This is a genomic window from Rhizobium sp. Root708 (genome assembly GCF_001429725.1).
Lineage (GTDB): Bacteria > Pseudomonadota > Alphaproteobacteria > Rhizobiales > Rhizobiaceae > Rhizobium.
Window position 1 is genome coordinate 334,699 of sequence record NZ_LMHV01000012.1, and the last position, 23,382, is coordinate 358,080.

The 23,382-nt window shown below is 62.2% G+C and carries 25 protein-coding genes; 9 read left to right on the forward strand and 16 right to left on the reverse strand.

The features are described 5' to 3' along the window. Positions 1–55 precede the first annotated feature (55 nt). Together ASE04_RS12070 and ASE04_RS12075 are read left to right on the forward strand one after the other, a co-directional pair. Entirely contained in the window at positions 56–1,129 is a 1,074-nt protein-coding gene (locus ASE04_RS12070) for an acyltransferase family protein (protein WP_056817207.1), read from the forward strand. Positions 1,130–1,264: 135 nt separating this feature from the next. Continuing rightward, positions 1,265–1,453 (forward strand): hypothetical protein, encoded by a 189-nt coding sequence (locus tag ASE04_RS12075; protein ID WP_056817210.1) that lies wholly within the window; start codon positions 1,265–1,267, stop codon positions 1,451–1,453. An 85-nt stretch (positions 1,454–1,538) separates the two neighbouring features. On the opposite strand, the gene ASE04_RS12080 is transcribed toward ASE04_RS12075, so the two are convergent. Together ASE04_RS12080 and ASE04_RS12085 are read right to left on the reverse strand one after the other, a co-directional pair. Next, the gene (locus ASE04_RS12080; RefSeq protein ID WP_056817686.1) at positions 1,539–3,554 is read right to left on the reverse strand and encodes a methyl-accepting chemotaxis protein; all 2,016 of its coding nucleotides are present in this window, start codon (positions 3,552–3,554) and stop codon (positions 1,539–1,541) included. Between the two features lie 193 nt (positions 3,555–3,747). Then, the gene (locus ASE04_RS12085) at positions 3,748–5,715 is read right to left on the reverse strand and encodes a glycosyltransferase family 2 protein (protein ID WP_056817217.1); all 1,968 of its coding nucleotides are present in this window, start codon (positions 5,713–5,715) and stop codon (positions 3,748–3,750) included. Positions 5,716–5,774: 59 nt separating this feature from the next. On the opposite strand from ASE04_RS12085, the gene ASE04_RS12090 reads away from it, so the two are divergent. Then, on the forward strand, positions 5,775–6,650 hold the full coding sequence (locus tag ASE04_RS12090; RefSeq protein ID WP_056817220.1) for a transporter substrate-binding domain-containing protein: 876 nt from the start codon (positions 5,775–5,777) through the stop codon (positions 6,648–6,650). A 14-nt stretch (positions 6,651–6,664) separates the two neighbouring features. On the opposite strand, the gene ASE04_RS12095 is transcribed toward ASE04_RS12090, so the two are convergent. From ASE04_RS12095 to ASE04_RS12115, 5 genes are all read right to left on the reverse strand, one after another. Then, complete coding sequence (locus ASE04_RS12095) at positions 6,665–7,078, reverse strand: tellurite resistance TerB family protein (RefSeq protein ID WP_056817224.1); 414 nt, start codon at positions 7,076–7,078, stop codon at positions 6,665–6,667. A 52-nt stretch (positions 7,079–7,130) separates the two neighbouring features. Beyond that, a complete protein-coding gene (locus tag ASE04_RS12100) occupies positions 7,131–7,868 on the reverse strand; it encodes a thermonuclease family protein (RefSeq protein WP_056817227.1) in 738 nt (245 codons plus the stop codon). 11 nt (positions 7,869–7,879) lie between these two features. Beyond that, positions 7,880–8,545, reverse strand: coding sequence for a S24 family peptidase (locus ASE04_RS12105; RefSeq protein ID WP_056817232.1), 666 nt, complete (start codon positions 8,543–8,545; stop codon positions 7,880–7,882). A gap of 105 nt (positions 8,546–8,650) precedes the next feature. Then, positions 8,651–9,298, reverse strand: a complete 648-nt coding sequence (locus ASE04_RS12110) for a response regulator (protein WP_056817242.1) — start codon at positions 9,296–9,298, stop codon at positions 8,651–8,653. 89 nt (positions 9,299–9,387) lie between these two features. Further along, positions 9,388–9,786, reverse strand: coding sequence for a hypothetical protein (locus ASE04_RS12115; RefSeq protein ID WP_056817246.1), 399 nt, complete (start codon positions 9,784–9,786; stop codon positions 9,388–9,390). A gap of 48 nt (positions 9,787–9,834) precedes the next feature. Here ASE04_RS12115 and ASE04_RS12120 point away from each other — a divergent pair, with 48 nt between their 5' ends. Both ASE04_RS12120 and ASE04_RS12125 read left to right on the forward strand, forming a co-directional pair. Beyond that, positions 9,835–10,248 carry a DUF952 domain-containing protein gene (locus ASE04_RS12120; RefSeq protein ID WP_056817254.1) on the forward strand — a complete coding sequence of 138 codons (414 nt, stop codon included), beginning with the start codon at positions 9,835–9,837 and terminating at the stop codon, positions 10,246–10,248. Beyond that, complete coding sequence (locus tag ASE04_RS12125; protein ID WP_056817259.1) at positions 10,245–11,333, forward strand: quinone-dependent dihydroorotate dehydrogenase; 1,089 nt, start codon at positions 10,245–10,247, stop codon at positions 11,331–11,333. The genes ASE04_RS12120 and ASE04_RS12125 overlap by 4 nt, the downstream gene beginning before the upstream one ends. Here the strand turns inward: ASE04_RS12125 and ASE04_RS12130 are convergent. Genes ASE04_RS12130 through ASE04_RS12140 form a run of 3 tightly spaced genes read right to left on the reverse strand, consistent with a single transcriptional unit; the run spans position 11,309 to position 13,453 of the window. Further along, entirely contained in the window at positions 11,309–12,655 is a 1,347-nt protein-coding gene (locus tag ASE04_RS12130) for an MATE family efflux transporter (RefSeq protein WP_056817267.1), read from the reverse strand. The two genes, ASE04_RS12125 and ASE04_RS12130, sit on opposite strands and share 25 nt — an antisense overlap. Positions 12,656–12,687: 32 nt before the next feature. Further along, positions 12,688–13,185 (reverse strand): CAP domain-containing protein, encoded by a 498-nt coding sequence (locus tag ASE04_RS12135; protein WP_056817276.1) that lies wholly within the window; start codon positions 13,183–13,185, stop codon positions 12,688–12,690. A gap of 1 nt (position 13,186) precedes the next feature. Next, positions 13,187–13,453, reverse strand: coding sequence for a DUF6460 domain-containing protein (locus tag ASE04_RS12140; protein ID WP_056817288.1), 267 nt, complete (start codon positions 13,451–13,453; stop codon positions 13,187–13,189). A 146-nt stretch (positions 13,454–13,599) separates the two neighbouring features. Here ASE04_RS12140 and ASE04_RS12145 point away from each other — a divergent pair, with 146 nt between their 5' ends. Together ASE04_RS12145 and ASE04_RS12150 are read left to right on the forward strand one after the other, a co-directional pair. After that, on the forward strand, positions 13,600–14,532 hold the full coding sequence (locus tag ASE04_RS12145; protein WP_056817690.1) for a methyltransferase: 933 nt from the start codon (positions 13,600–13,602) through the stop codon (positions 14,530–14,532). Between the two features lie 208 nt (positions 14,533–14,740). Next, a complete protein-coding gene (locus tag ASE04_RS12150; RefSeq protein WP_056817299.1) occupies positions 14,741–15,376 on the forward strand; it encodes a YitT family protein in 636 nt (211 codons plus the stop codon). Positions 15,377–15,392: 16 nt separating this feature from the next. Here ASE04_RS12150 and pdeM read toward each other — a convergent pair whose 3' ends face one another. The 4 genes from pdeM to ASE04_RS12170 form a co-directional block, all read right to left on the reverse strand. Then, positions 15,393–16,118, reverse strand: coding sequence for a ligase-associated DNA damage response endonuclease PdeM (pdeM, locus tag ASE04_RS12155; RefSeq protein WP_056817311.1), 726 nt, complete (start codon positions 16,116–16,118; stop codon positions 15,393–15,395). 64 nt (positions 16,119–16,182) lie between these two features. Then, positions 16,183–18,693, reverse strand: coding sequence for a ligase-associated DNA damage response DEXH box helicase (locus tag ASE04_RS12160; protein WP_056817320.1), 2,511 nt, complete (start codon positions 18,691–18,693; stop codon positions 16,183–16,185). Between the two features lie 51 nt (positions 18,694–18,744). Continuing rightward, positions 18,745–19,998, reverse strand: coding sequence for an NAD(P)/FAD-dependent oxidoreductase (locus ASE04_RS12165; RefSeq protein ID WP_056817328.1), 1,254 nt, complete (start codon positions 19,996–19,998; stop codon positions 18,745–18,747). 63 nt (positions 19,999–20,061) lie between these two features. Next, entirely contained in the window at positions 20,062–20,817 is a 756-nt protein-coding gene (locus ASE04_RS12170) for an ABC transporter substrate-binding protein (RefSeq protein ID WP_056817331.1), read from the reverse strand. A 176-nt stretch (positions 20,818–20,993) separates the two neighbouring features. Between ASE04_RS12170 and ASE04_RS12175 the strand changes: the two genes are divergently transcribed. Together ASE04_RS12175 and ASE04_RS12180 are read left to right on the forward strand one after the other, a co-directional pair. Further along, positions 20,994–21,494 carry an RrF2 family transcriptional regulator gene (locus ASE04_RS12175; RefSeq protein WP_056817333.1) on the forward strand — a complete coding sequence of 167 codons (501 nt, stop codon included), beginning with the start codon at positions 20,994–20,996 and terminating at the stop codon, positions 21,492–21,494. Between the two features lie 29 nt (positions 21,495–21,523). Beyond that, positions 21,524–21,985, forward strand: coding sequence for a carboxymuconolactone decarboxylase family protein (locus ASE04_RS12180; RefSeq protein ID WP_056817336.1), 462 nt, complete (start codon positions 21,524–21,526; stop codon positions 21,983–21,985). 54 nt (positions 21,986–22,039) lie between these two features. Here the strand turns inward: ASE04_RS12180 and ASE04_RS12185 are convergent, their stop codons facing one another. Together ASE04_RS12185 and ASE04_RS12190 are read right to left on the reverse strand one after the other, a co-directional pair. Next, a complete protein-coding gene (locus ASE04_RS12185; protein WP_056817338.1) occupies positions 22,040–22,621 on the reverse strand; it encodes a transglycosylase SLT domain-containing protein in 582 nt (193 codons plus the stop codon). 135 nt (positions 22,622–22,756) lie between these two features. Next, positions 22,757–23,320, reverse strand: a complete 564-nt coding sequence (locus ASE04_RS12190) for a dihydrofolate reductase family protein (RefSeq protein ID WP_056817341.1) — start codon at positions 23,318–23,320, stop codon at positions 22,757–22,759. Positions 23,321–23,382: the final 62 nt, after the last annotated feature.

A 23,382-nucleotide genomic window follows, 5' to 3' on the forward strand; every position in this document is an offset into this window, starting at 1 on the left:
CGTCGAAGCGCGCTAATCCCTAGGGTGAATTTTCTCTTAATGAGAGCCCAAGGATATGGCCGAACGCAGGGAAATAAGACCGCTCACTGGCTTTCGCGGCGTCGCAGCCCTCGTGGTCGTCACCTATCATTTTTTCCTGGCGATGGGAGGGACGGCGCCCCTCCCGTTCGATCGCGGCTATCTTGCCGTCGATGCCTTCTTCGTGCTGAGCGGCTATGTTCTCGCATACAACTACGATGCGACCTTCAGAGCGGGTGCGGATATTGCAAAGTATGGCGAATTCCTCTTCCGCCGATTTGTCCGTCTCTATCCGGCCTATATCGTTCTTGTGTCGCTCGGCGTCGTCAAGCTGGCGATCAAGCCTGGGCTTGGCGATTTCACCGCCTGGGATACGTTCTGCAATCTGTTCATGCTGACGGGCTGGGGTTTGCATGCCAAGCCGGTGGTCGGGCTTTCATGGTCGGTGAGCGCTGAAATCTTCTGCTACGCGGCTTTTCCGCTGGTCCTCATGCTCGGGCGATTGAAGACCGTCGGGACATGCGCGGCGCTGCTCGGTCTCGCCGTGTTGATTGTCGCAATCTCGAAAGTCGGTGGCGGCATCAGCGGGCCGATGGATGTCGTATCCGACGTCACGGTCTTCCCATTGCTCCGCGCCCTGGCCGGTTTCAGCATCGGTGTCATTCTCTGCGGTCTGGCGGCTCGCCGCTCGGCCTTCAGTTCCTCCATCGCCGATCTCGGCACCCTGCTTGCGTGTCTTGCTGTGATCGCTGCCGCCACTTTCGATCACAGCGATCTTGTGACCTACCTCTGCATCGTCGGCGCCGTATTCTGGTTGGCCGCGGATTCGCCGCTGTCGAATGCGCTGTTTGCGAACGGGCCGGTCTATCGGCTGGGCGAAATCTCCTATTCGCTTTACCTCATCCATCCCCTCGTGTTCAGCGCCTTCGGGCGCCCGATGCTCGCCCTTCAGCCGGTCATTGGGGCGAAAACGACCTTGGCGATAGCCTATGTCGTCTGCGTCGGCGCAACCATTTTGTTGGCTTCGCTGTCTTATCGCTTCATCGAAATCGGCGGAAAACGGGCATTGATGCAGCTGCGTCAGAGTGTGCTTAAACCCGCAAGCAGATAATCGGCTGTGGCGGCTACGCCCTTTCGATTAGTTGACGATTATCTAATATATATGGTTAATTTTTAACTATTCCCCGGTACACGGAACAGAGGCGGCGTTAGGCCGTTATCGGCTCACGACGAGGAGGAATGCGGAATGCTTCTGAGAATCTTTACTGCGAAACGCGATGCGGTCGATACCGGCGACACCGGTACCTATGCTGACGGCTATCATATGCCGGAACTGGAAACGGCTGCCTACAAGCGTGGCGATAGCCGTTCGTCCTACGAGCGCGACTACGGCCGTGGACGCAAGATCGAGGAAGTTCCGCTGGGTTTTGCCTGATCATCCGGACATCACATTCGGCTCCTGCCGAACGAAAAATGGGCGGCCACTGGCCGCCCATTTCATTTGTGCATCCACGATGCGGTCAGAACTCGGTCCAGTCCGCATCCTTGCTTGGCTCGGCGCTGCCGAAGGCACTCGCGAGCTTCTGGCCAAGCGCGCGCGCAGGCGACGAGGACGGTCGCGAAACGCCAGGTGTCGCGACCCGGACCGGCGCCTTGCGGGTGACGACGGGCTGGCTTGCCGGACGCGGAGCGGTGGCTGCCTGAGCAGGCGCGGAGCGCGCGCCCGTCGGTACGAAGTTTGTAGCCATGCCACCCGTACCCGTCAGCTTGAACTGGTCGAGCAGATTGCCGAGCGTTGCTGCTTCGGTCGCGAGCCTATGGCTGGCAGCCGTGCTTTCCTCGACCATGGCGGCATTCTGCTGCGTGCCCTGGTCCATGGTGTTGACGGCGGTGTTGATTTCCTGAAGGCCGGTCGATTGTTCGCGTGCGGCTTCCGCGATCGCGTTGACGTGCTGGTTGATCTCCTGCACCTCATGGACGATCTCGTCCAGTGCCTTGCCGGTTTCGCCGACGAGCGAAACGCCGGACTGGACGTGGTCGCCTGAGGTCGTGATCAGCGACTTGATCTCCTTGGCGGCATTGGCCGAGCGCTGCGCCAGTTCGCGAACTTCCTGTGCGACAACCGCAAAACCCTTGCCCGCCTCGCCGGCACGCGCGGCCTCGACGCCGGCGTTGAGCGCCAGCAGGTTCGTCTGGAAGGCGATGTCGTCGATGACACCGATGATGTTGCCGATCTCGACCGAGGATTGCTCGATCTGCTGCATCGCATCGACTGCCTTGCGCACGACGTTGCCGGATTTCTCGGCGCCGTTCCGCGTCCTTGCGACCAGCGAGCGAGCTTCCTCGGCGCGCTTGGCGGCGTCCTTGACCGTCGTTGTGATTTCTTCCAGCGCGGCGGCCGTTTCTTCGACGGAAGCAGCCTGCTGTTCGGTACGCTTGGCGAGCTCATCGGCGGCAGCGCGGATTTCGCTGGAGCCGGCCATGATCGCCCGGGCATTGGTGCCAACGGTCTGCATGGTTTCGTTCAGCCTGTAGACTGAATTGTTGAAATCCTGGCGCAGCGCGTCGAGATCTCCGACGAAGGGCGTGTTGATCTGCGAGGCGAGATCGCCTGCGGCCAGACGACGGAGACCATCGCCAAGCGCGCCGACGGCACGCGACAGATCGGCGGCTTCGGTGGCCTTTTGCGCATCGCGTTCACGACGTTCGCTGTCGCTGAGATTGCGGTTCCGCTCCGCCTCGTTTTCGAGACGTCCGCGCTCGATCGCGTTGTCACGGAATACGGCGACAGCTTCCGCCATCTTGCCGATCTCGTCGCGGCGGTCCAGTCCGTCGATCGGGCTTGCCGTCTCGCCCTGGGCAAGGCGCGTCATGCGTTCGCGCAGCTTCGCCATCGGTGCGGAGATGCCAGCCTGTGCGATCCACACGCTCAGTCCGATCGCGCCGAGAACGGCGAGGCCGATCAGCGCGAAACAGAGGTCGATGCGTGCGTTGACTTCGGCCGAGAGTTCGTCGCCGCCATCGTTGAGAAGGGACATCAGCGCATCGTTGTTGGCGATCAGCTTCGGTGTAGCGAGGTTGAGCTTGGCGTTCAGGTCAGCGACGACGGCGAGCGCGCCGGCCTTGTCCTTCGCCTGCGCAAGCTGGGTGGACTTGGCGGCCAGCGTCTCCATCTCGTCGATGCTTGCGATAAGCTCGTCGGTGGCGGGCTTGCGACTCGGGACGAGCTGGGCCGACTGCTGCAGGCGCTCGCGAGCCTGGGTGAACCTGTTCGGTGCTGCGAGGGCGGCGTTGAATTCCGGCGTCTCGGGCGTCAGGTTGGCAACGAAGGTTGCCTGCAGCACGGCGGCGTTGGCTGAGGCGCTGGCGCGGGAGGCCTGCATCGCCGCGAGCGCTTCATGGTCGATGAACGCGCTGTAAGCGGCATCGGCGCCACGGAATTCGCTGACAGTGTAGATGAGGCCGCCGATCGAGATCACGCCAAGAAGCGCGACGACCGATATGATCTTGGTGCGGATTTTGAGATGTTTCAGCATGGAGATCCACTTGAGGTCCAGTGTTGCGCTGGACTGGCATTTTGGGAGAACGAGAAGGGCGATCTGAATTGGCGGGAAATGCCTGGAGTGGCTCGACATGCGCATCATGCGTTGCGGTCAGAAAAAGAGCCGGCGTCGTCGGTCTCGAATAGAGGCGATATTGCTTAATGGGGACCTAACGGCCGAGCGATGTTCAACGAAATTTTTCAGCGTTTACGCTTCTGACGGAATGGAACCGCGCGGGATGCAACTTTCCTTTTGTATCGGTCGGCAGGTGGGGCGTCTTGCTCCAGAAGAACGGCTTGAACGGGAGCTCGAGAGCCGCGCGCCAGGCGGCAAGCGAAATCATCAGCCAGTAGACGGGAACCGCCAGCCAGCGCTGGCCGATCTGTTGCCGTTCATCCCGCAGCATCGCCCGCCGGCCGAGCAGGTAGAACAGGCCGTAGCTCATTGTCGTGTTCGCGATGTCGAGCATGAAAAGGACCTGCTCGGTGCTGCCGGGCGGCGGAAAACCGAGCAACACATAGGTCGCGGTCGTCATCAAAAGGACGATGAGCCAGGGATGGGCGAGAGAGGAAACCAGCATCCCGCCGATCAGCAGCTGGAAAACCGCGAAGGCCCGAGGTCCCATCTCCTTTAGGAGCACGAGCGGCGAACGCATCATCACCAGCCAGGTCTGCAGCCAGCCCTTGAACCAGCGGGTCCGCTGGTTCAGCCAGACCTTCGCGGTCGTCGGCGCGTCTTCATAGGTGGGGCAGTCGATCACCCCGCAGCGGTAGCCAAGCCGGTAAAGCCGCATGCCGAGGTCGGCGTCCTCGGTGACGTTGTGGGGATCCCATCCGCCTGCTGCTTTCAGTTCCGCGACGCGCAGGTGGTTCGACGTGCCGCCGAGCGGCATCGGCAGGCGGTAGCTCGCCAGCATCGGCAGCAGCATCCGAAACAGCGCGGCATACTCGAGCGCGAAGGAGGCTGCGATCCAGGATGCGCTTCCGTTGGTGGTCACAAGCGGCGCCTGCAGGCAGACGACGTCGGCGGGGCTTGCCGCGAACTCGGCGTGCGCGGCGCGCAACTGATCCGGATGCGGTCGATCTTCCGCATCGTAGATGACGAGGAATTCGCCGCGCACGGCAGTTAGTGCATAGTTGAGCGCCTTGGGCTTGGTGCGCGGCTGCATGGCCGGCACTTCGACAAGCTCGAACTGCGGTCCCAGCTCCTCAGCGCGCAGGGCGGCAATGGTCAGGTGATCATCAGCCTCGCAGATGAGCTTGATGTCGAGCTTTGAGGCCGGCCAGTTCAGCCGCTTGAGAGCGGCCACAAGCTGGCCCGCGACCTCGGCCTCCTTGTAGAGGGCAACGAGCACCGTGTAGACGGGCAAACGGTCGGTCGTTTGCGGCATGGCTGCCGATTTGCGGGTATGGCCGAGCGCGAGCGCACGCAGCAGAATTGCTCCCATATAGATCATCGAGACGGTCAAGTGCACGATGAGCCCGGTCGCCACCCCGGATGCAAAGGCCGCGGCTGCGGCACAGAGGCCGAGCCCTGCCAGAAAACCCTGCTTGCCTGAAAGAACGATCCGCGCGCTGAAACCAGCTCGCGTGTCGAACAGGTGCCGGGCACTATCCTTGACGCGGCGCTCGGCGCCGCAACGCCAGACGGCCTGCCGCAGCGCCGCGGGTGTCGTGATGACGGTTCGCTCCGAGAGCGTCGGGCGGTCGCGCATGAATGCAGCGATCTCGTCGAGTTTCGAGATCTCAGGCACGATCGCCAAAACGGCCCCGCTGACATGGTTTAGCCTGACCATGCGTGCATCGATCAGCTGCGTATCCAGCGTCTTGCTGTCGGCAATCAGCGAAGCGTCGATGGTGGGAAGAAACGAGAGCCGCAGCACGCGCGCCAGTCCGGCATAATAGCTGTCGGGGTCAAGCGTGCCGCTTGCGAGCAGTTCGCGTTCTATCGTTGTACCGTTGTTGCGAGCGGCGATCGCTGCGCGTGCAATGACCGGCTTCCCGATACCGAGCCTGAGCAGCGCATCGATTTCGACTTCGAACGAATCGAACGCCGCCCTTTGCGGAGCGGGCCGGTCGCGAGACGATATAGCGATGTTATGCGGCGCTGCCTGGTCGGCTTCCAGCCCACCCAGCGCATATTCCCCGATACGCATGACTCTGATACACCGTCGTTAGTTGTGGCAGTGCATATTCATCCCCGAGGCGGATCATAATGGTGCGAATAAAACCGGCATCTCTCAATCTTAAGGGGTTTTTCTGCTTATGGCTGTCATTGGTTGCATTTCTCGCCCCTAAAATGCTGCTTGCGCAGCAGCCGGCGCCATCCCTGCCGCTCCTCTTCGATTCCAGGGAGCGATTGGCCAAGCCCGACTTGTCGGCGCTGGTGCGCCTTCGGTTTCTGACCTCGGTCGATTTTCCGCCGTTCAATTTCATGGATCAGAACGGCAAGCTCTCCGGCTTCAATGTCGATCTCGCCCGTGAGATCTGCGCCGAACTGGAGATCGCCGACAAATGCCAGATCCAGGCGCTGCCTTTCGCGGACCTGAAGGAGGCGCTCGCCGCCTCGCAAGGCGACGCGGTCATCGCCGGTGTTGCGGTCAGCGAGCAACTGCGCAGCCAGTTTGCCTTTTCGCGTCCCTATCTGATGCTGCCGGCCCGCTTTGCACGCAATCTGAAGGCGCCGCTTCAGGGTGACAGCGCCGCTGCCCTTGCGGACCGACCGGTCGGCGTTGTGAAGGCGACCGTTCACGAAGCGATGCTGGCCGCCTATTTCCCGAAAGTGAAGGCCGTGGCGTTCGACAGCAAGGAGACGCTGCTGACCGCATTGAAGGACGGCAAGGTCGACGCAGCCTTCGCTGATTCCCTGCAGCTTTCCTTCTGGGTGGCGTCACAGGCATCCGGCAATTGCTGCACGCTCTTCGATGGGCCATACACCTCGGAACGGTTTCTCGGCGAGGGCATGACGATCATGCTGCGACAGAAGGACGACGTCTTGAGAGCGGCCTTCGACCATGCGCTGGCCGCGCTGTCGCGGAGCGGCCGTCTCCAGGAAATCTACCTGCGTTATTTCCCTTACGGTCTCTATTGAGGGAATGTGACTGATCAGCCCTTGCGGAAGCGTGCGATCGCACTGCGTTCGATTGCAGCGCAGGTGAGCTTGTCCAACCCGAAGCGATCGCGAAGCAGGCTGAGCAGGCGCAGTTCCTCCGCCTTTACCGAAAGATCTGCGGAAGCGACTTCCACGGCAAGCGCATAGGCGGTGTCGTAGAGGCGGATCGGCAGTGTGTCCTTGACGGTTTCGAGCACGATGTCGAGACCTTCGGGTCCAGCGAGAAGAGCCGCGCAGTCGCGGGCGACCGAAATCAGCTTGTCGTCGTCGAAGCCCCTGAAGACCGGCAGAAAGCCGATCAACTGGCCGATTCTTTCCATTTCGCGATCGTTCATCGTGCTGTCGACGGCGGAGGCCATCACCATCACGTAGATCAGTGCGTCGTGGGGCGAAAGCGGCTTGTTCATGCGGGAAAGGTCCTCTCTGTTGGACACAGAGTTTAGGGAGTGGCCGGCGGCATTACAAGGGATCGGGTAGCGCTTGCGGCAGTGGTTCGGTCGCTGGTGTCACCGGATCTCCCTTGCGCGGATCGTCGCCATGGATGCCCTTCCTCTCGTCCTTCGCGCTCTTTCCGATGTCCGCCAAGGAAGACCCCTCCGACGGTGCGGCCCAGCCGTTTTCCACCAGCCATCGCGAAATGTCCTGCGTGCCGATCTTGCAGGATGCCGTGGTCGTTCCGCTCCACGTCGCGTCGTCGAGATCGCAGTGCACCGTGCGCAATCGCAGAAACAGTCGGAAGTTGGTCTTCGCCAGCATGCCGCAAGGCCACTCTTCTCCGTCGGATCCGCTGCAGACCTTGTCGAAAGGTGTCGCTTCTATCCCGGCAAGCTGCAGACGCCGGTCGCCAAAGCCAAGAATGCCGGCGCTCTCGGCAACGGGGCGCGGTAGATCGACGCCGTTATCCGCTTTCACTCTCGGCGTTTCCGGGATTACCGCAGCCACGCGCTCCAGCGGTCTTCCATCGACGCTGGCCGGGTAGAACTGGCTTGCGTCGTCGATGGGCCGCGCGTTCATGCTGGCGGCAGGATCGGTGGTTGGGGAAGGGGCCGCGGCTGTTTCCGCCCGCTCGGGTGAAGTGGTTTCGTCGGCTGCCGCCGTTTGCTGCGCATCGGTCCGCAGGCGCTGGCCGCCGAAAGCAATCAGTGCGACCACAATTCCGATCCCCGCAACAGCCGTGAGTATTGTCGCAGGGCGCATGGAAGATTTTCCTATTGGCTGGCCCAGATGATACGGGCAATCCAGTCTACGTCGGAAAGCTCGATCGTCCGGTTCGGATGCTCGGGATTCAGCGACATCAGCTCGATGGAACGCGGGCTCTGGCGCAGCAGTACCTTCGCCATCACCTCGCCCTCGCGCGTCTTGACGACGACGCGGTCGTTGCGGCGAACCTGGGCGCCTGGCTCGACGATCAGCACGTCACCGTCGCGATAAAGCGGCATCATGCTTTCGCCCTGGACTTCCAGCGCATAGACGCCAGCCTTCTGCGACGGCGCGGCCGGAAACTCGACAACATCCCAGCCCTGTCCCGCCGGAAAGCCACCGTCGTCGAAAAAGCCGCCTGCACCCGCCTGCGCAAAGCCGAGAAGGGGGATGGAGCTGCCTTGCGGCGGAAACGCGCCTTCGGGAAGGGAGGAAAAGCCGTTGGTCGGCCGCATGAAGGTCAGAAACTGCTCCATGCTGGCACCTGTGGCATCCAGCACCTTGGCAATCGATTCCGTCGACGGCCAGCGAAGACGCCCGTCGGCTGACAGTCGCTTGGATTTGTTGAACGAGGTCGGGTCGAGGCCGGCACGTCGGGCAAGCCCTGACGGCGTCAGGTCATGCCGTTCGGCAAGCCTGTCGATCGCTCCCCAGATCTGCTCGTGTGACAGCATGTTTCAATCCGTGCGGCTGCATGCGGAAGTATTTCAATCGGATTGAAATATTAGCGGCAAGCGTTACGGGAGTAAAGAGATGAGAGGAATAAAATCCTCTTCCTCTCATGCGACGAGCGCCATGTTGATCTTGCCGAGTTGGATCACGGCCTGCGTGCGGCTGTCGACATTGAGCTTGAGCAGAATAGCCGAGACATGTGCCTTGATCGTCGCCTCGGAAACACCGAGCTCATAGGCGATCTGCTTGTTCAGCAGACCTTCGGCCAGCATGGTCAGTACGCGGCTCTGCTGCGGTGTCAGCGTATGCAGCCGGTGGATCAGGTCGGCGACGTCAGGGTCCTGTTCCTGTCCGTCACGGTAGCTTTCGGGCGTGGCGATATCGCCGGCAAGGACCGTCTGGATGCCGTGGCGGATGTCCTCGATCCCTGACGATTTCGAGATGAACCCGGACGCGCCGAGCTCCAGAGCGCGGCGGATCGTCGTCGCGTCGTCGGTTGCGGAAATGATGACGATCGGCAAGCCGTTGAACTCGGAGCGCAGCGCCATCAGACCGGAAAAGCCGCTGACGCCGGGCATCGAAAGGTCGAGCAGCATCAGGTCGGCGTCGGGATGCTTGACGGCCGCCATGCGAGCAGCCGCGAAATCGCCGGCTTCGACGATATCAGGATGGCCTTCCATGCCGATCACCGCCTGGCGAAGCGCATCCCGAAACAGCGGGTGATCGTCGGCGATGATGATTGTCTGTTCCTGCATCGATCACTCCCTCCCAAGAGCTCGATTGCCCCGCATGGCGCGTACTCCCCACACGCTCCATGCCTCAATTCTGAAGAGACTATATCAAATCACGTCTTTTGCGGAAGGGCATTGCGTTCGTCTTCGCTTTGGAATTCCTTGACTATCCCCATGAAGCTGCGCATCCAGCGCTCCATGATGCCGATCGAGCGGTCGATTTCCGCGTCCGAAGGCAGCGCCTTGTTGACGATGCTCTTGTTCTCCAGCGCCGTGACGCGGCCCGAAAGCCGGTCGAGTTCCTGCTCGTAGGCGGCGCGCTCATCGGCGGCCATGCGGCAGACGAGCGTGCCGTCCTTCTCCTCGCAGAGCGACATGGCGCCGGTCTGCTTGTCGAGGCGCACGAAATGGTCGCCGCTGCGCTCAAGCTGGAAACGCGACGTGTCCGTCTCGGCCGCATAAGCGCCGAGTGGCAGGAGAAGGACGAAAAGGCCGATTGCGATATTCTTCATGGTTTCCTCCGGAAATCTCGGTGGCTGCCGCATTTTTCGCGGCGAGGCGTGGACATCGCCGTCGCTTTGCGGCAAAGCCCGGGAAAGACCAGCCATTCTGAGGCCATCATGACCCTGACACCCACGCTTTACAAGATCGTGACGGAAACGCTCTGGCGGGAGGCGAAGGCCGCCGGGGTGTTTCGCGGGGCAGCGATCGACCTCACGGATGGCTATATCCACTTCTCGACGGCCACGCAGGTCAAGCAGACGGCGGCGCTTTACTTCGCCGGCCAGACCGGACTGATGCTGGTTGCCGTCGATAGCGGCAAGTTCGGCGACGAGCTCGTTTTCGAGCCTTCGCGCGACGGCGCGCTCTTCCCGCATCTCTATGCGGACCTGCCTTTCTCGGCCGTGCTGTGGGAGGCGCCGCTTCCCCTCGATGTCGCCGGCCAGCATATTTTTCCGGACCTTGCACCATGATCGATCTTTTCAAGCACGCCGCCCGCAAGGGTCTCTTCCTCTTCGACCCCGAAACCGCGCACGGCATGTCGATCGCGGCATTGAAGGCGGGTGCGGTGCCGGCCTGCCGGATCGCGCCGGATCCGCGCCTGCGGCAGACCGTTGCCGGTCTCGATTTCATCAATCCGATCGGCATGGCAGCTGGTTACGACAAGAACGCCGAGGTTCCCGAGGCGCTACTGAAGATCGGCTTCGGCTTTACCGAGATCGGCACCGTGACGCCGAAGGCCCAGCCCGGCAATCCGCGTCCCCGCATCTTCCGTCTGGTCGAGGATGAGGGCGTCATCAACCGCCTCGGCTTCAACAACGAAGGCCACGACGCCGCCTTTGCGCGTCTCGCGACCGTCACCGGCAACGGCATGATCGGCGTCAACATCGGCGCCAACAAGGACAGTGAAGACCGCATCGGCGATTATGTCCTCGGCATCCGCCGGTTCTATTCCGTCGCGCGCTACTTCACCGCCAACATCTCGTCTCCGAACACGCCGGGCCTGCGCGACCTGCAGGCGCGCGAAAGCCTGGCGGCCCTTTTGTCGGCCGTGCTTGCCGCCCGCGACGCCGAAGCCGAGAAGGCAGGCAGAAAGATCCCGGTCTTCCTGAAGATCGCACCCGACCTGACGGAAGAGGGCATGGACGACATCGCTGCCGAGGCGCTATCGCACGCCCTCGATGGCCTGATCGTCTCGAATACCACGCTTTCTCGCGAAGGCCTGAGCGATCAGCGCCAGGCAAAGGAGGCCGGTGGGCTTTCCGGCAAGCCGCTCTTCGACAAATCGACCGCTGTTCTTGCCCGGATGCGCAAGCGCGTTGGCACTGCCATGCCGCTCATCGGCGTCGGCGGTGTATCGTCCGCCGAAACGGCGCTCGAAAAAATCAAGGCCGGTGCCGATCTCGTGCAGCTCTATTCCTGCATGGTCTATGAAGGGCCGGGCTTGCCGGGCACGGTCGTTCGCGGCCTCTCGAAGCTGCTCGATCGGGAGCAGGTCAGATCGATCCGCGACCTCAGGGACACGAAGACGGACTACTGGGCGGAACGGAACGTCTGATCCGCCCGCGGACGCACGAGCGTCGCCAGGAAGACGCCACGGAACAGCAGGAAGCCGTTCATCGCCAGCCATAGGCCATGATTGCCGTATAGCGGCACGAAGACGGCCAGCGCGATGAGATAGCCGGCAAACGACATCAGCATCCGGTTGCGCATGTCGGTCGACCATGTCGCGCCGATGAACACGCCGTCCATCAGGAAGGCCAGCGCGCCTGTCAGCCCGGTGACGGCGGCCCATGGCAGGTAGGTTTCGGCTGCCTGCTGCACCTCCAGCGATGTGGTCAGAACGGAAATCAGCCAAGGACCTGCCAGCAGGAAGAACACGGAAATGAGGCCGGCAAGCCCGAAGGACCAGAATGCTGTCAGCTTCAGGCCGCGGTCGAAGGCAGGGCGGTAGCGCGCACCGATCGCCCGTCCGGTGATCTGCTCGGCGGCGTTGGCAAGGCCGTCGAGATAATATCCTGAGAGCAGGAAGAAGTTCATCAGCACGGCGTTGGCCGCCAGCGTCACCGCGCCGAAGCCCGTGCCGATCCGCGTCATGATGGTAAAGGCGGCCAGCAATACGAATGTGCGGATCAGGATGTCGCGGTTCAATGCGAAGAGTTCCGCCAGCCGATGCCGTGAGAAGATCTCCGCGCGCGTCGGCCGCTCGGCACGGTTGAAACCGCTGATGACGATCAGCAGGCCGACGACCGCGCCCGCCGTTTCGCCGACCATCGTGCCCCAGGCAACGCCTGCCACGCCCCAGTCGAGCCAGAGGCCGAGCAGGATTGCCAGCACGATGTTGGTGCCGTTGATGATCGTTTGCAGCAGCAGGCCGACGCTCCCCTGGCCACGACCGAGGACGAAGCCGAGGATGGCATAGTTGGCAAGCGCTGCTGGCCCGGCGAGAATGCGGATGGAGAAATAGGTGCTGGTGGCCGCGGCCACGGCGTTCTCCGGTCCCATCAGCTTCAGCCCCGCCGCGAGAAGCAGCGGCGAAAGACAGAGCAGCGCGACGCCGCAGCCGAGTGCCGAAATCAGCGCTCGCCAGAAAACCCCTTGCTGGGCATGTCGGTCACGCCGTCCGAACGCTTGGGCCGTCAGTCCGGTGGTGGAAGCGCGCAGGAAATTGAAGCTGCCGAGGATCAGATCGAACAGCATGGCGCCGATCGCCAGCCCCGCCAGCGCGTCCGGCTGCCCCATGTGCCCGACGACGCCCGTGCCGACAAGACCGAGCAGCGGCGTGGTGATGAAGCCGAGCGTCATTGGAATGGCGATCGATAGCACCAGCCGGTGCGTTACGTCGAATGCCAAACCGTTTTCGCGACTGCCGGTGTCCATGCCTGCCTCTATTCAGATGAGGCAGAATCGCCTCAGGTCGACAGTACCATTGCCCAGTAAGGCACGTTTCTGGAAGCGGGATTGTGAGCGACGGCAACGCCGATGCCGTTATACCTGCCGAGCATGTTTTCGAGATGGTGCGGGGAGTTGATCCACGCGGTTACAACGGCCGGGACCGACTGTTGACCGGCGGCGATATTCTCGGCCGCAGGCAGCCGGACGCCACTCGCCTTGACGCGGGGCCCGAAGCCATCGGCGATGCCCATCACGTGCTTCATCTTGCCTGCCGATGCCATGCGCTTGGCCTGGAACAGGGCTGCAGCCGTCGCTGCCGGATCAACCGAAAGCGGCGGCAGGCCGTTCTTGGCACGCAACTGGTTGACGAGCGGCAGCGCAGCGCCTGTCTGGTCCTCGCCATCGGAAGGCGTCGAGGGTTTTTCCGGCGCGGTCGCGCAGCTTGCAACGCCTGCGACAAGCGCAAGCCCGGAGACGCGCAGCAGGCCGCGCCGTGAGAGAATGAAAGAGGTCATGTTACCGGCGATAGCTGAAGAGACGGATGACGACGAAAATCGGGATCACGATGGTCGCGCCGAGCAGCAGATAGTCGCCGACGCGGCCGAGTGCGGAGAAACCGCGATGCCAGACTTCCAGAATGAAATTGCGGATACCATAGACGAAATCGAGTGGTGCCAATCCGAAGACGGCCATGATGAAGCCGACGATCAACGACACCACCAAAAGCTTGACCAACGTGCGGCCGAGCGAGTCGCCGAGAAACTTGTTCACTTGATCGGACATGCATCATCTCCTGTTCATCCCTGAAATACGGTCGCGAATCGTTGCTCGCAAGCCTTTTTCAGGTCTGGCGCCTCCGCCTCTGAAATAGGACTTGAGTTTTTTTGTGGCCGCAGCCAAATGCGGGCCGATCCCAACAGGTTTTCACCATGCAGCCGCACCAGCTCACTTCAGGCGACGTCATCGCCGACCGTCGCGCAGACTATGCGAAGATGCTCGACGAAAGCGGCGAGCAGGATGCGGCCGCCGAACTGATGGAGCAGGCGCTGGAGCTGGTGCCGGGCTGGGCGGCCGGATGGTATCGGCTGGCAGGTTACCGCGAGAAGGCTGGCAACACGGTGGGCGCGATCGAGGCCTACAGGCAGACGCTCGCAGCAAGCCCGGACGATATCTTCGGCGCGGAACTCAAGCTTGCGCTGCTTGGTGATGTCGAGACGCCCGACCAGCCGCCGAGCAGCTATGTGGAGCGCCTGTTCGACGACTATGCGGATCGCTTCGAAACCGCGCTGGTCGAGAAGCTGGACTACAGCGTGCCCGCAAAGCTCGCCGCCCTCGTTGCGACGACAGGATGTCACTATGCGCTGGCCGTCGATCTCGGCTGCGGCACAGGCCTTCTCGGGCCGGAAATCCGCGATCATGTTGCGCGCCTTGAGGGCTTCGATTTGTCACAAAACATGCTCGCCAAGGCCGCCGAGAAGCATGTCTATGATCATCTCGCGCAGGCCGATCTCTCGCTGTCACCGGAGGCGACTGGCCTGTTCGCGGATGGCGCGCCGCATCGCGCCGATCTGGTCACCGCAGCCGATGTGCTGATGTATCTCGGCAATCTTGAAAGTGTCTTCGAGGCGGTCGCGGCGCTCATGGGCCCGGGTGCCGACTTCGCTTTTTCCGTCGAGGATGCGGGTGGCGAGGAAGGGTTCCACCTCGCGCCGTCGCTGCGTTATGCGCATTCGGAAGCCTACGTGCGGGCCCTATGCGACCGGCATGGCCTCGACGTCATGACGGTGAAGAAAACGCCCATTCGCAAAGATGGCGCGAATGTCATTTCCGGCATTCTGTTCCTTACGCGCAAAGCGGCATGACAGAACGATTATTGCGAAGTGATAATAGGTCAGTATTGCTTACGTATTTCGCTTGATTGCCCGGCGAAATCCCCTGATAATCCTGGGCAATTGACCGCGTAGGACTGTCGCAAGAGCCTCAGCGGAACACCATTCTTCATCTACATTCCGCTTCGCTCGGGGTTTCCTTGGGCGTTCTTGAACTCGTCTGCCGTTTGGGATCAACGACATGGCACAGCTCATCAATACCCTCGGTTTCTGGAACACCAGCGCCACCCGCCACACCCCTGTCGAGGATGTGCAGGGGATTTTCTCGGGCAGCCTGATTGCTGCGCTCGGGCTTTACATGCTGGCCAGCGCCGGGCTTCTGACCGGAAGCACCGCCGGCATCGCCTTCCTGCTCCACTATGCTTTCGGGATGAATTTCGGGCTCGCGTTCTTTCTCCTGAACCTGCCGTTCTTCTATCTATCGTGGAAGCGCCTCGGTATGGCCTTCACCGTGAAGACCTTCATTGCCATCGGCCTGACGTCACTGATGACGAGCCTGCAGCCGAAGGTCATGGATATTTCCGCCATTCACCCGGCATGGGCAGCCCTTCTCGGTGGCGTCTTGCTGGGTTTTGGACTGCTGGCGCTCTACCGCCACCGCGCCAGCCTCGGTGGCGTCGGCATCCTCGGCATCTACATGCAGGAGCGCTTCGGCATCCGCGCCGGTCTGGTGCAGATGGCGATCGATCTCTGCGTCCTTGCCGCCGCCTTCTTCGTCACCACGCCGCCTGTCGTGTTCTATTCGGTTCTCGGCGCGGTGGTTCTGAATCTCTTCGTCACCATCAACCACCGGGCAGACCGCTACATCGCGCTCTGAGGTGTAACGGCAGGCCTCAGCCGACGAGGTTTCCGAACCGGACGGAATAGATCCGGTCGCGCCCGAGCAGATGGGCGATCAGCGAACTGTGGTCGAAGAGACCTTTCATCGCCTTGTGGCGAAGGTCTAGGCAACCGGTCATGACGCCGAAGGCCGGCATCAGCAGGCGGGCGCCGTCGGTAGCAAAGCACGGTCGGCGGACGGATTTTTCCCGACGACGAACGGTCGCGGCCGGATGCAGGTGCCCGGCGATCTCGCCCTTCTGCAGGCCGCCTTTCGGTTCATGCCGGAAGGTCAGGCCGCCGTAATGCAATTCATCGACGGAAGCGCCCGGCAGATCGACGGTGCCGTCAGGATCATGGTTGCCGTTGATCCAGAGCCATTCGCGGCCGCGGGCCATTTCCGCAATCAGGCTGCGGAATGCCTCGGGCAGATGCGCCGAGCCGACTCGGTCGTGGAAATTATCGCCAAGCGAGATCACCAGCTTCGGATCGTAGCGGGTGATGACGGCGGAAAGCACTGTCAGCGTTGCGAGCGTATCGTAGGGCGGCAGCATCATGCCGCGACGGGCGAAGGCCGCACCCTTTTCCAAATGCAGATCGGACACGACGAGAATGCCGGCGTCGGGCATGTAGAGCGCGCCGAGCGGGTCGCAGACGGCGGCAACGCCATGCACGGACGTCTCTACGCCTGGCAGCGCAGCCACTCCGTTCAGTTCACGTGCAAGCGCCAGGCGGTTCATCGATCGGTCAGTCCTTGATCATTGTAGCGCAGCTTCAAGTCGGCGCGACACCATCCGTTGTTTCCTAGGCCAGCGCCTCGGCGATCAGGTCCTCGGCGGCTTCCGCCAGCACCGCGTCGTGCGCCTCGCCATGCACTGGTTCCTTGCCGATCTCGAGCATGACGGGAACCGCCAGAGGCGAGATGTGGTCGAGCGCGCGATGCGTGATGTGGCCTTTGATTCGCCTGAGCATATCGCCAAGCCGTGAAATATCCAAAAGGCCGGTTGCCGCATCCTGCCGCGTCGCCTGCAGGAGGATGTGATCCGGCTCGTGGGTTCTCAGCACATCGTAGATCAGATCGGCCGAGACCGTGACCTGTCGCCCGGTCTTTTCCTTGCCCGGGTGACGGCGCTCGATCAAGCCTGCAATCACGGCGCAATTGCGGAAGGTTCGCTTCAAAAGGAAAGATTCGTCGAGCCAGCTTTCGAGGTCGTCGCCCAGCATGTCCTCGTCGAAGAGATAGGCGAGGCTGAGCCGGTCGTTCTGGATCATGAGCCCCATGTCCTCGAAGCCCCAGATGCCGAGCGAATAATCCGTCGCGACGAAGCCGAGCGGCTTGGCGCCGGCCCGCTCAAGGCGGCGGGTCAGCAGCATGCCGAGCGTCTGGTGCGCCAGCCGCCCCTCGAAGGGATAGATGACCATGTAGCAGCGGCTGCCGCGCGGGAAGGTCTCGATCAGCAGTTCGTCGCGTTTCGGCAGCATCGACTTTTCCTGCTGGATCGCCAGCCAGTCGCGCACCTGGTCCGGCAGATGGTGCCAGCGATCGGGGTCGGCGATCATCGAACGCACCTGATCCGCCAGATAGGTGGAGAGCGGGAACTTGCCGCCGGCATAGGAGGGGATCTTCGGATCGTTGGAATAGGCTTGGCTGGCCAGCGCCTCGTTCTCGCGAATGCCTTCGAAGCGCAGCACCTTGCCGGAGAAGATGAAGGTATCGCCGGGCGACAACTGCTCGAAGAAATACTCCTCCATCTTGCCGAGCGTGGCGCCGCCGCGACCGATCCGACCGCCTTCTCCGCGCTTCACCATCTTCAGGCTCAGCATCGGGCTCTCGACAATAGTGCCTGAATTCAGCCGGTATTGCTGCGCGACCTGCGGATTGGAAACGCGCCAACGCCCGTCCTGGGTCCTGCGGATGCGGGCATAGCGCTCATAGGTGCGCAGCGCATAGCCGCCCGTCGCGACGAAATCGACGACGCGCTCGAAGGTTTCCCAGCAGATATCCGCATAGGGCGAGGCGCTGGTGATTTCGTCGTAAAGCTCCAGCATGTCGAAGGGCTCGGCGCATGCCATGCCGAGCACATGCTGCGCCAGCGCATCGAGCGCACCCTTGCCGACCGGTGGCGTGTCCTGCGCGCCGATATAGTTCGCGTCGAGCGCTGCCTGGCACTCCATCACCTCGAAGCGATTGGCCGGCACAAGGATCGCCTTCGACGGCTCGTCCATACGGTGGTTGGCGCGACCGATGCGCTGGGCAAGCCGCGAGGCGCCCTTCGGCGCACCGACATGGACGACGAGATCAACGTCACCCCAGTCGATGCCGAGGTCGAGCGTCGAGGTGGCGACGACGGCCCGCAACCGGTTTGCCGCCATGGCCGCCTCCACCTTGCGCCGCTGCCCGACATCGAGCGAGCCGTGATGCAGCGCGATCGGCAGGTTCTCCTCGTTGACGGTCCAGAGTTCCTGGAACAGCATCTCGGCCTGTGATCGGGTGTTGACGAAGAGCAGCGTCGTTTGGTGCTCGAGCAGCTGTTTGTAGACGTCGGGGATCGCATACTTCGCAGAATGGCCGGACCAGGGGATACGCTCCTCGGTCGAGAGGATCGAGATATCAGGCTTGGCGCCGCCCTCGACGGTGACCAGGCCGGCATGGTGATCCTCGCCTTCCCGCTGCGCGACCAGCCACTTCTGCAGGTCCATCGGGTCGGAGACGGTTGCCGAAAGGCCGATCGTCTGCAGGGCTGGCGCCAGCCGGCGCAGGCGGGCAAGACCGAGCGAAAGCATATGGCCACGCTTCGAGGTAACGAGCGAGTGCAGCTCGTCGAAGACGATGTATTTGAGATCCTTGAAGAAGCGTTCCGCCTCGCGGTTGGCAAGCAGCAGCGCCACCTGCTCCGGTGTCGTCAGCAGGATATCGGGCGGATTGAGCTTCTGCCGTTGGCGCTTGGCAACAGGCGTGTCGCCGGTGCGGTTTTCGACCGTCACCGGGAGGCCCATTTCCTCCACCGGCTTCATCAGGTTGCGCTCGATGTCGACGGCAAGCGCCTTCAGCGGCGAGATGTAGAGTGTGTGGATGCCGGTGAAGGCGGAGCCCGGCGGGATCTTGCCGCGACGGGTCAAGTCGGTCAGCGACGGCAGGAAGCCGGCGAGCGTCTTGCCGGCGCCGGTTGGCGCGATCAGCAGCGTGCTGTCACCAGCCTCGGCACGGGCGAGCAGTTCCAGCTGATGGGCACGCGGCCGCCATCCCTTATCCGCGAACCAGCGGGCGAAAGGCGCGGGCAGGGCAACGAGGGCTTCGGAATCGATCTGGTCCACGGGGCTAAAGGTAGTGCGGCGACGACCGAAATAGAATGGCAGGCCCGCGAACTACAGGAAGCGATGCGGATGGAAGGGCTTGGGATCGGCGAAGGTGTCGTTCCCGGCCATCTGCTCCGCCAATAGCCGTCCGCTTGCCGGGCCGAGCGTCAGGCCGTGATGGGCGTGGCCGAAATTGAACCACAGACCGCGATGGCGCGGAGCCGGGCCGATCACCGGGCGCATGTCAGGCAGACAGGGCCGCAGCCCCAGCCAGGGCGTCGCCTCCACCGGCTCGCCGAGCGGAAACAGCGCGCGGGCATGTTTCTCGTCGCGACGGAGCTGGATGGTATTCGGGGGCGCATCGGGCGCGGCGAACTCGATGCCTGTCGTCAAACGGATGCCATTGGCCATCGGCGCCAGCACGTAGCCGGCTTCCTCGTCAACGACGGAATGGCCAAGCGGCTGGCCCTCGCTTTGCGCATAGTGCCGATGGTAGCCGCGCTTGACCGCTAGCGGCAGCGGATAGCCGAGCTTGCGGAAGATCAGCCCGGATTGCGGACCGAGGGCGACGACGACCTCGCCGGCCTCGATAGTCTCGTCTTCAGCTGTCGGGATCGACCAACCGTTCTTCTCCTCGCGCAGAGCGGAGGCATCGGCCCGGACGATCTTGCCGCCGGTAGTCGTGAAGAGCTCCGCATAGGCTGCCGTTAGCGCCTGCGGATCGGTCACGGTCTTCGGGTCGAGCCAGTGGACGCCGCCGGAGATGCTGTTGCCGCTTGCAGCAAAGGCGGGTTCCAGCGCCAGAAATTCTCTGGTGTCGAGAATGCGGATTGCCAGACCATGGGCTGATAGGCTTTCGGCCTCGGCACGGGCGGCCTCGAAACGGCGCGGGTCCTTGTAGAATGACACCCAGCCACGTTCGCGGATAAGGTCGGAGGCGCCGGCGCGGCCAATCAGCTTGTCGTGCTCGGTAACGCTGGCCTCGATCAACGGCAGCAGCGCGCGTGTTGCCTTTTCCAGATTGGTCGGTGACGAATGCCACCAGTAGCGCGCCAGCCATTTGGCGATGCGCGGCAGGTAGGCGGGGTCGTAGCGAACATCGGATGAGCTGTTCAGCGCATATTTCGCGATGGCACCGAGTTGCCGCGGAAACGAGTAGGGAACGATGGAGGAGCGCTCGATCAGCCCGGCATTGCCGAAGCTGGTGCCGCCGCCCGGCTCGCCGCGATCGGCCAGCACGACGGAGCGGCCGCGATCCTGCAAATGAATGGCCGCACTGACGCCGACAATGCCAGCACCGAGAACGAGGATATCTGTTTTCATGAGATGAACTTGGTCAAAGGGCGCGGAGGCTTCTGGCCTCCGCGCGATTGGATCGACAGGCGATCAGTAGATGTTGAAGGGGAAATACTTCTTGGTGATTTCCTGATATTTCCCGTTGGCGACGAGCGCGTCGATCGCCTTGTTGAAGCGCTCCTTCAGTTCGGTCTCGCCCTGACGGATGCCGATGCCGGCTTGCGTCTCGGTGCCCGGAACGTCGCCGAGCAGCTTGCAGCAATCCTTGCCGGCCTTGTTCAGCCAGTCGACGACCACGAACTTGTCGGAGATCAGCGCGTCCATGCGGCCGTTCTGCAGGTCGGCCACGGCCTCGTCCTGCGTCGGATACATCTTCGCCTCGGCACCGCCCTTGGCGTAGACGTCGTTGAGGTAGTCGGCCTGCGTGGTCGAGGCCTGCGCGCCGACAACCTTGCCCTTCATGTCCTCGACGCTGACGCCCTTCAGCGGGCTGTCCTTCGGCACGGCGACGGCGAGCGGCGTCGTGTAGTACTTGTTGGTGAAGTCGATCTGCTTCTTGCGCTCTTCGGTGATGCTCATCGACGCGACGATGGCGTCGTACTTCTTGGCCAGCAGACCGGGGATAATGCCGTCCCAGTCCTGCGCGACGATTGTGCACTTGGCCTTCATTTCCTCGCAGAGCGCATTGGCCATGTCGACGTCGAGCCCCTTCAGGCTGCCGTCGGACTCGACGAAGTTGAAGGGAGGATAGGCGCCCTCGGTTGCGATGCGGATCGTGTCCTCGGCGGATGCGAGGTGCGTCGCTGCCAGCAAGGCAGCGGCCGCCAGGAAAATCGTCTTTCTCATTGCTGTTCCCTTATTGGAATTGTTTTTGCCCAACGGCGCCGACTTTAGCGAATCCCTATCGCTTAACAACCCCTGTGCGAGTGCGGGATCGTTCGTATCGGTCGGCCCCGAAATACGCTCTTGACATAGCCGACAATCACGGATAAATTTTATCCACGATTGAAGGAGGTGGTCCGATGAAACTCGGTGACGGGGTGGAGCAGGCGATACACAGCGTAGCGATGCTTGCCGGCCTTTCGGACGGCGGCGTTCTCTCGGCCGCTGCTCTTGCGGAGTTCCATGGAGTCTCGACGAGCTACCTCCTGAAGCATTTGCAAGCGCTCTCCGGCGCCGGCATCGTCAACACCGTGCCTGGACCGAAAGGCGGGTATCGGCTCGCAAGGCTGGCTAAGGACATCAGCCTTCTCGACATCCTGCTTGCGGTCGAAGGGCCGGAGCCGGCGTTCCGATGCAGCGAAATCCGCCAGCGCGGGCCGAACCAGCTGCCGGGCCGCTATTTCACCAAACCATGCCAGATCAGCGCGGCGATGCTGAGGGCGGAGCGCGTCTATCGCGCCGAACTCGCCAAGACCAGCATTGCCGACATCCTGGTGCAGCTCACTGCTGATGACGACGGCGGCATCGCCGCCCGCGGCTGCGCCTTCCTCGAAATCAATGAACGCAGAACGGCTCGCTGAGCCCCTGAAAAACAGAAGGAGAATGAATCATGCAAGCACGTTTCAACTTCGCCAAGGCATCGCCGGACGCTTACAAGGCCGTCGCCGCACTGGAGCAATATGTCCAAGAGTCGGGCCTCGAGCGCCGCTTCATCCACCTGATCAAGCTGCGCGCCTCGCAGATCAATGGCTGCGCCTATTGCGTCGACATGCATGTGAAAGAATCCAGGCACGACGGCCTTAGCGAACAGTGGATCAACCTGATGTGCGTCTGGCGGGAATCGCCTGTCTATGACGCCAAGGAACGTGCCCTGCTCGGCTGGGTCGACGCCGTCACCCGGATCGCCGAAACCGGCGCACCGGATGCCGATTTCGAAGCCCTGAAGGCGCATTTCACGGAAGAAGAGATCACCAAGATCACGGTCGCCATCGGTACGATCAACATCTGGAACCGGCTTGCCGTCGGCTTCCGCACGCAGCACCCGATCGACAAGACCGCACAGGCTGCCTGATCGACATTGCTTGAGCTCGACCGGCGTGATGCCGGTCGAGCATGCAGGGAGGCGTCAGTTGCACCCCTGAAGCTGCTGCTGGTAGTTCGCCGCCATGCTTGCAAATCGCTGTGCGGTTTTTTGCAGCTGCGCATTGGAGCGCCAGTCGCCGCGCATGTAGCCCTTCGGACCTGAGTAATATGCCAGATAGAGGCCGTAGGCGTCATTCGGCTGTATGCCTGTCACCTGGCTGTTCTGCGAATGATACCAGCCGATGAAATCGATCGCGTCGGCGAAGTTTGCCCGTCGTGCCGCCCAGTTGCCGGTCGCCGACTGGTAGTGATCCCAGGTGCCGTTCAGCGCCTGCGAATAGCCATAGGCGGTTGATTGCCGGGTCCAGGGAATGAAGCCGAAGAGCTTGGTGCGCGGTGGTCGGGCATAGGGCTGGAAGCCGGACTCCACATACATGGTTGCCATCAGGATCGGCACTGGAACGCCGTATTTCCGCTCTGTCTTTTCGGCGGCGCGCTGCCAGCTGCTGAAAAGGCCGTCACGCTGCTCGAACACGGCACAGATGTTACGGGTCTGGCGGGGAGCCGTGGCGCAGCTGGCAAGGAGCCCCAGTAGCACAAGCGCCAGGAGGGTACGGATACGCATTACAGGAAACCTCTCATGTCTGAGAGATTACTAACTGGTAAATCTTAATGGCCGGTTTTTAGATAAAGGCGAAGCTGTGTTCATGCCGCGGCAAGAGTCCGGCAGGCCGAAAACGAGCCTGCCGAGCGGATGAAATCAGGCCGCGTCCGCGACCGGCTCGTAGCGCAGGATGACGGCGCCCTTTGCCGTTACCGAAGAGTCGAGCAGACGAAGCGGGCGTGGCTTTGAAGCGGGCCTGAAGTGTGGATTACCACCGCCGAGGATGACAGGTACGAGGCAAATCCGGATTTCGTCGATGAGGCCTTCCTTGAGAAGCGAGTCCGCAAGCTCGGCGCTGCCGAAGATGAAGATCGTCTTTCCGTCTTCCGCTTTCAATTTCCGGAGTTCCGATACCGGATCGTGGACGACGCGCGAATTGTTCCAGTCAGCCTTCTCGATCGTGCGGGAGACGGCAAGCTTGGCGATGCTGTTCATGAAGGACTTGATTGTCTCTTCTTCCTCGGCGGTCTGCCAATAGGCGGCCATGCCCTCGTAGGTCTTTCGTCCGAAGACGAGCAGATCGCCTTCCTCGCCGAGCTGTTGCGAGTAACGTTCGAGTTCCGGCCCCCAGGCCAAACTGTGGAAGTCGATGTCCCACGGCTTCGTCCCCTCGAAATAGCCGTCGAGCGTCATCAGATTCCACACCACAAGCTTTCGCATCTCCGTCTCCTCCAAACTGATTGCGTTTTGCAAGCAGTTGAAAGCTAGTTTGACTGGTGGCA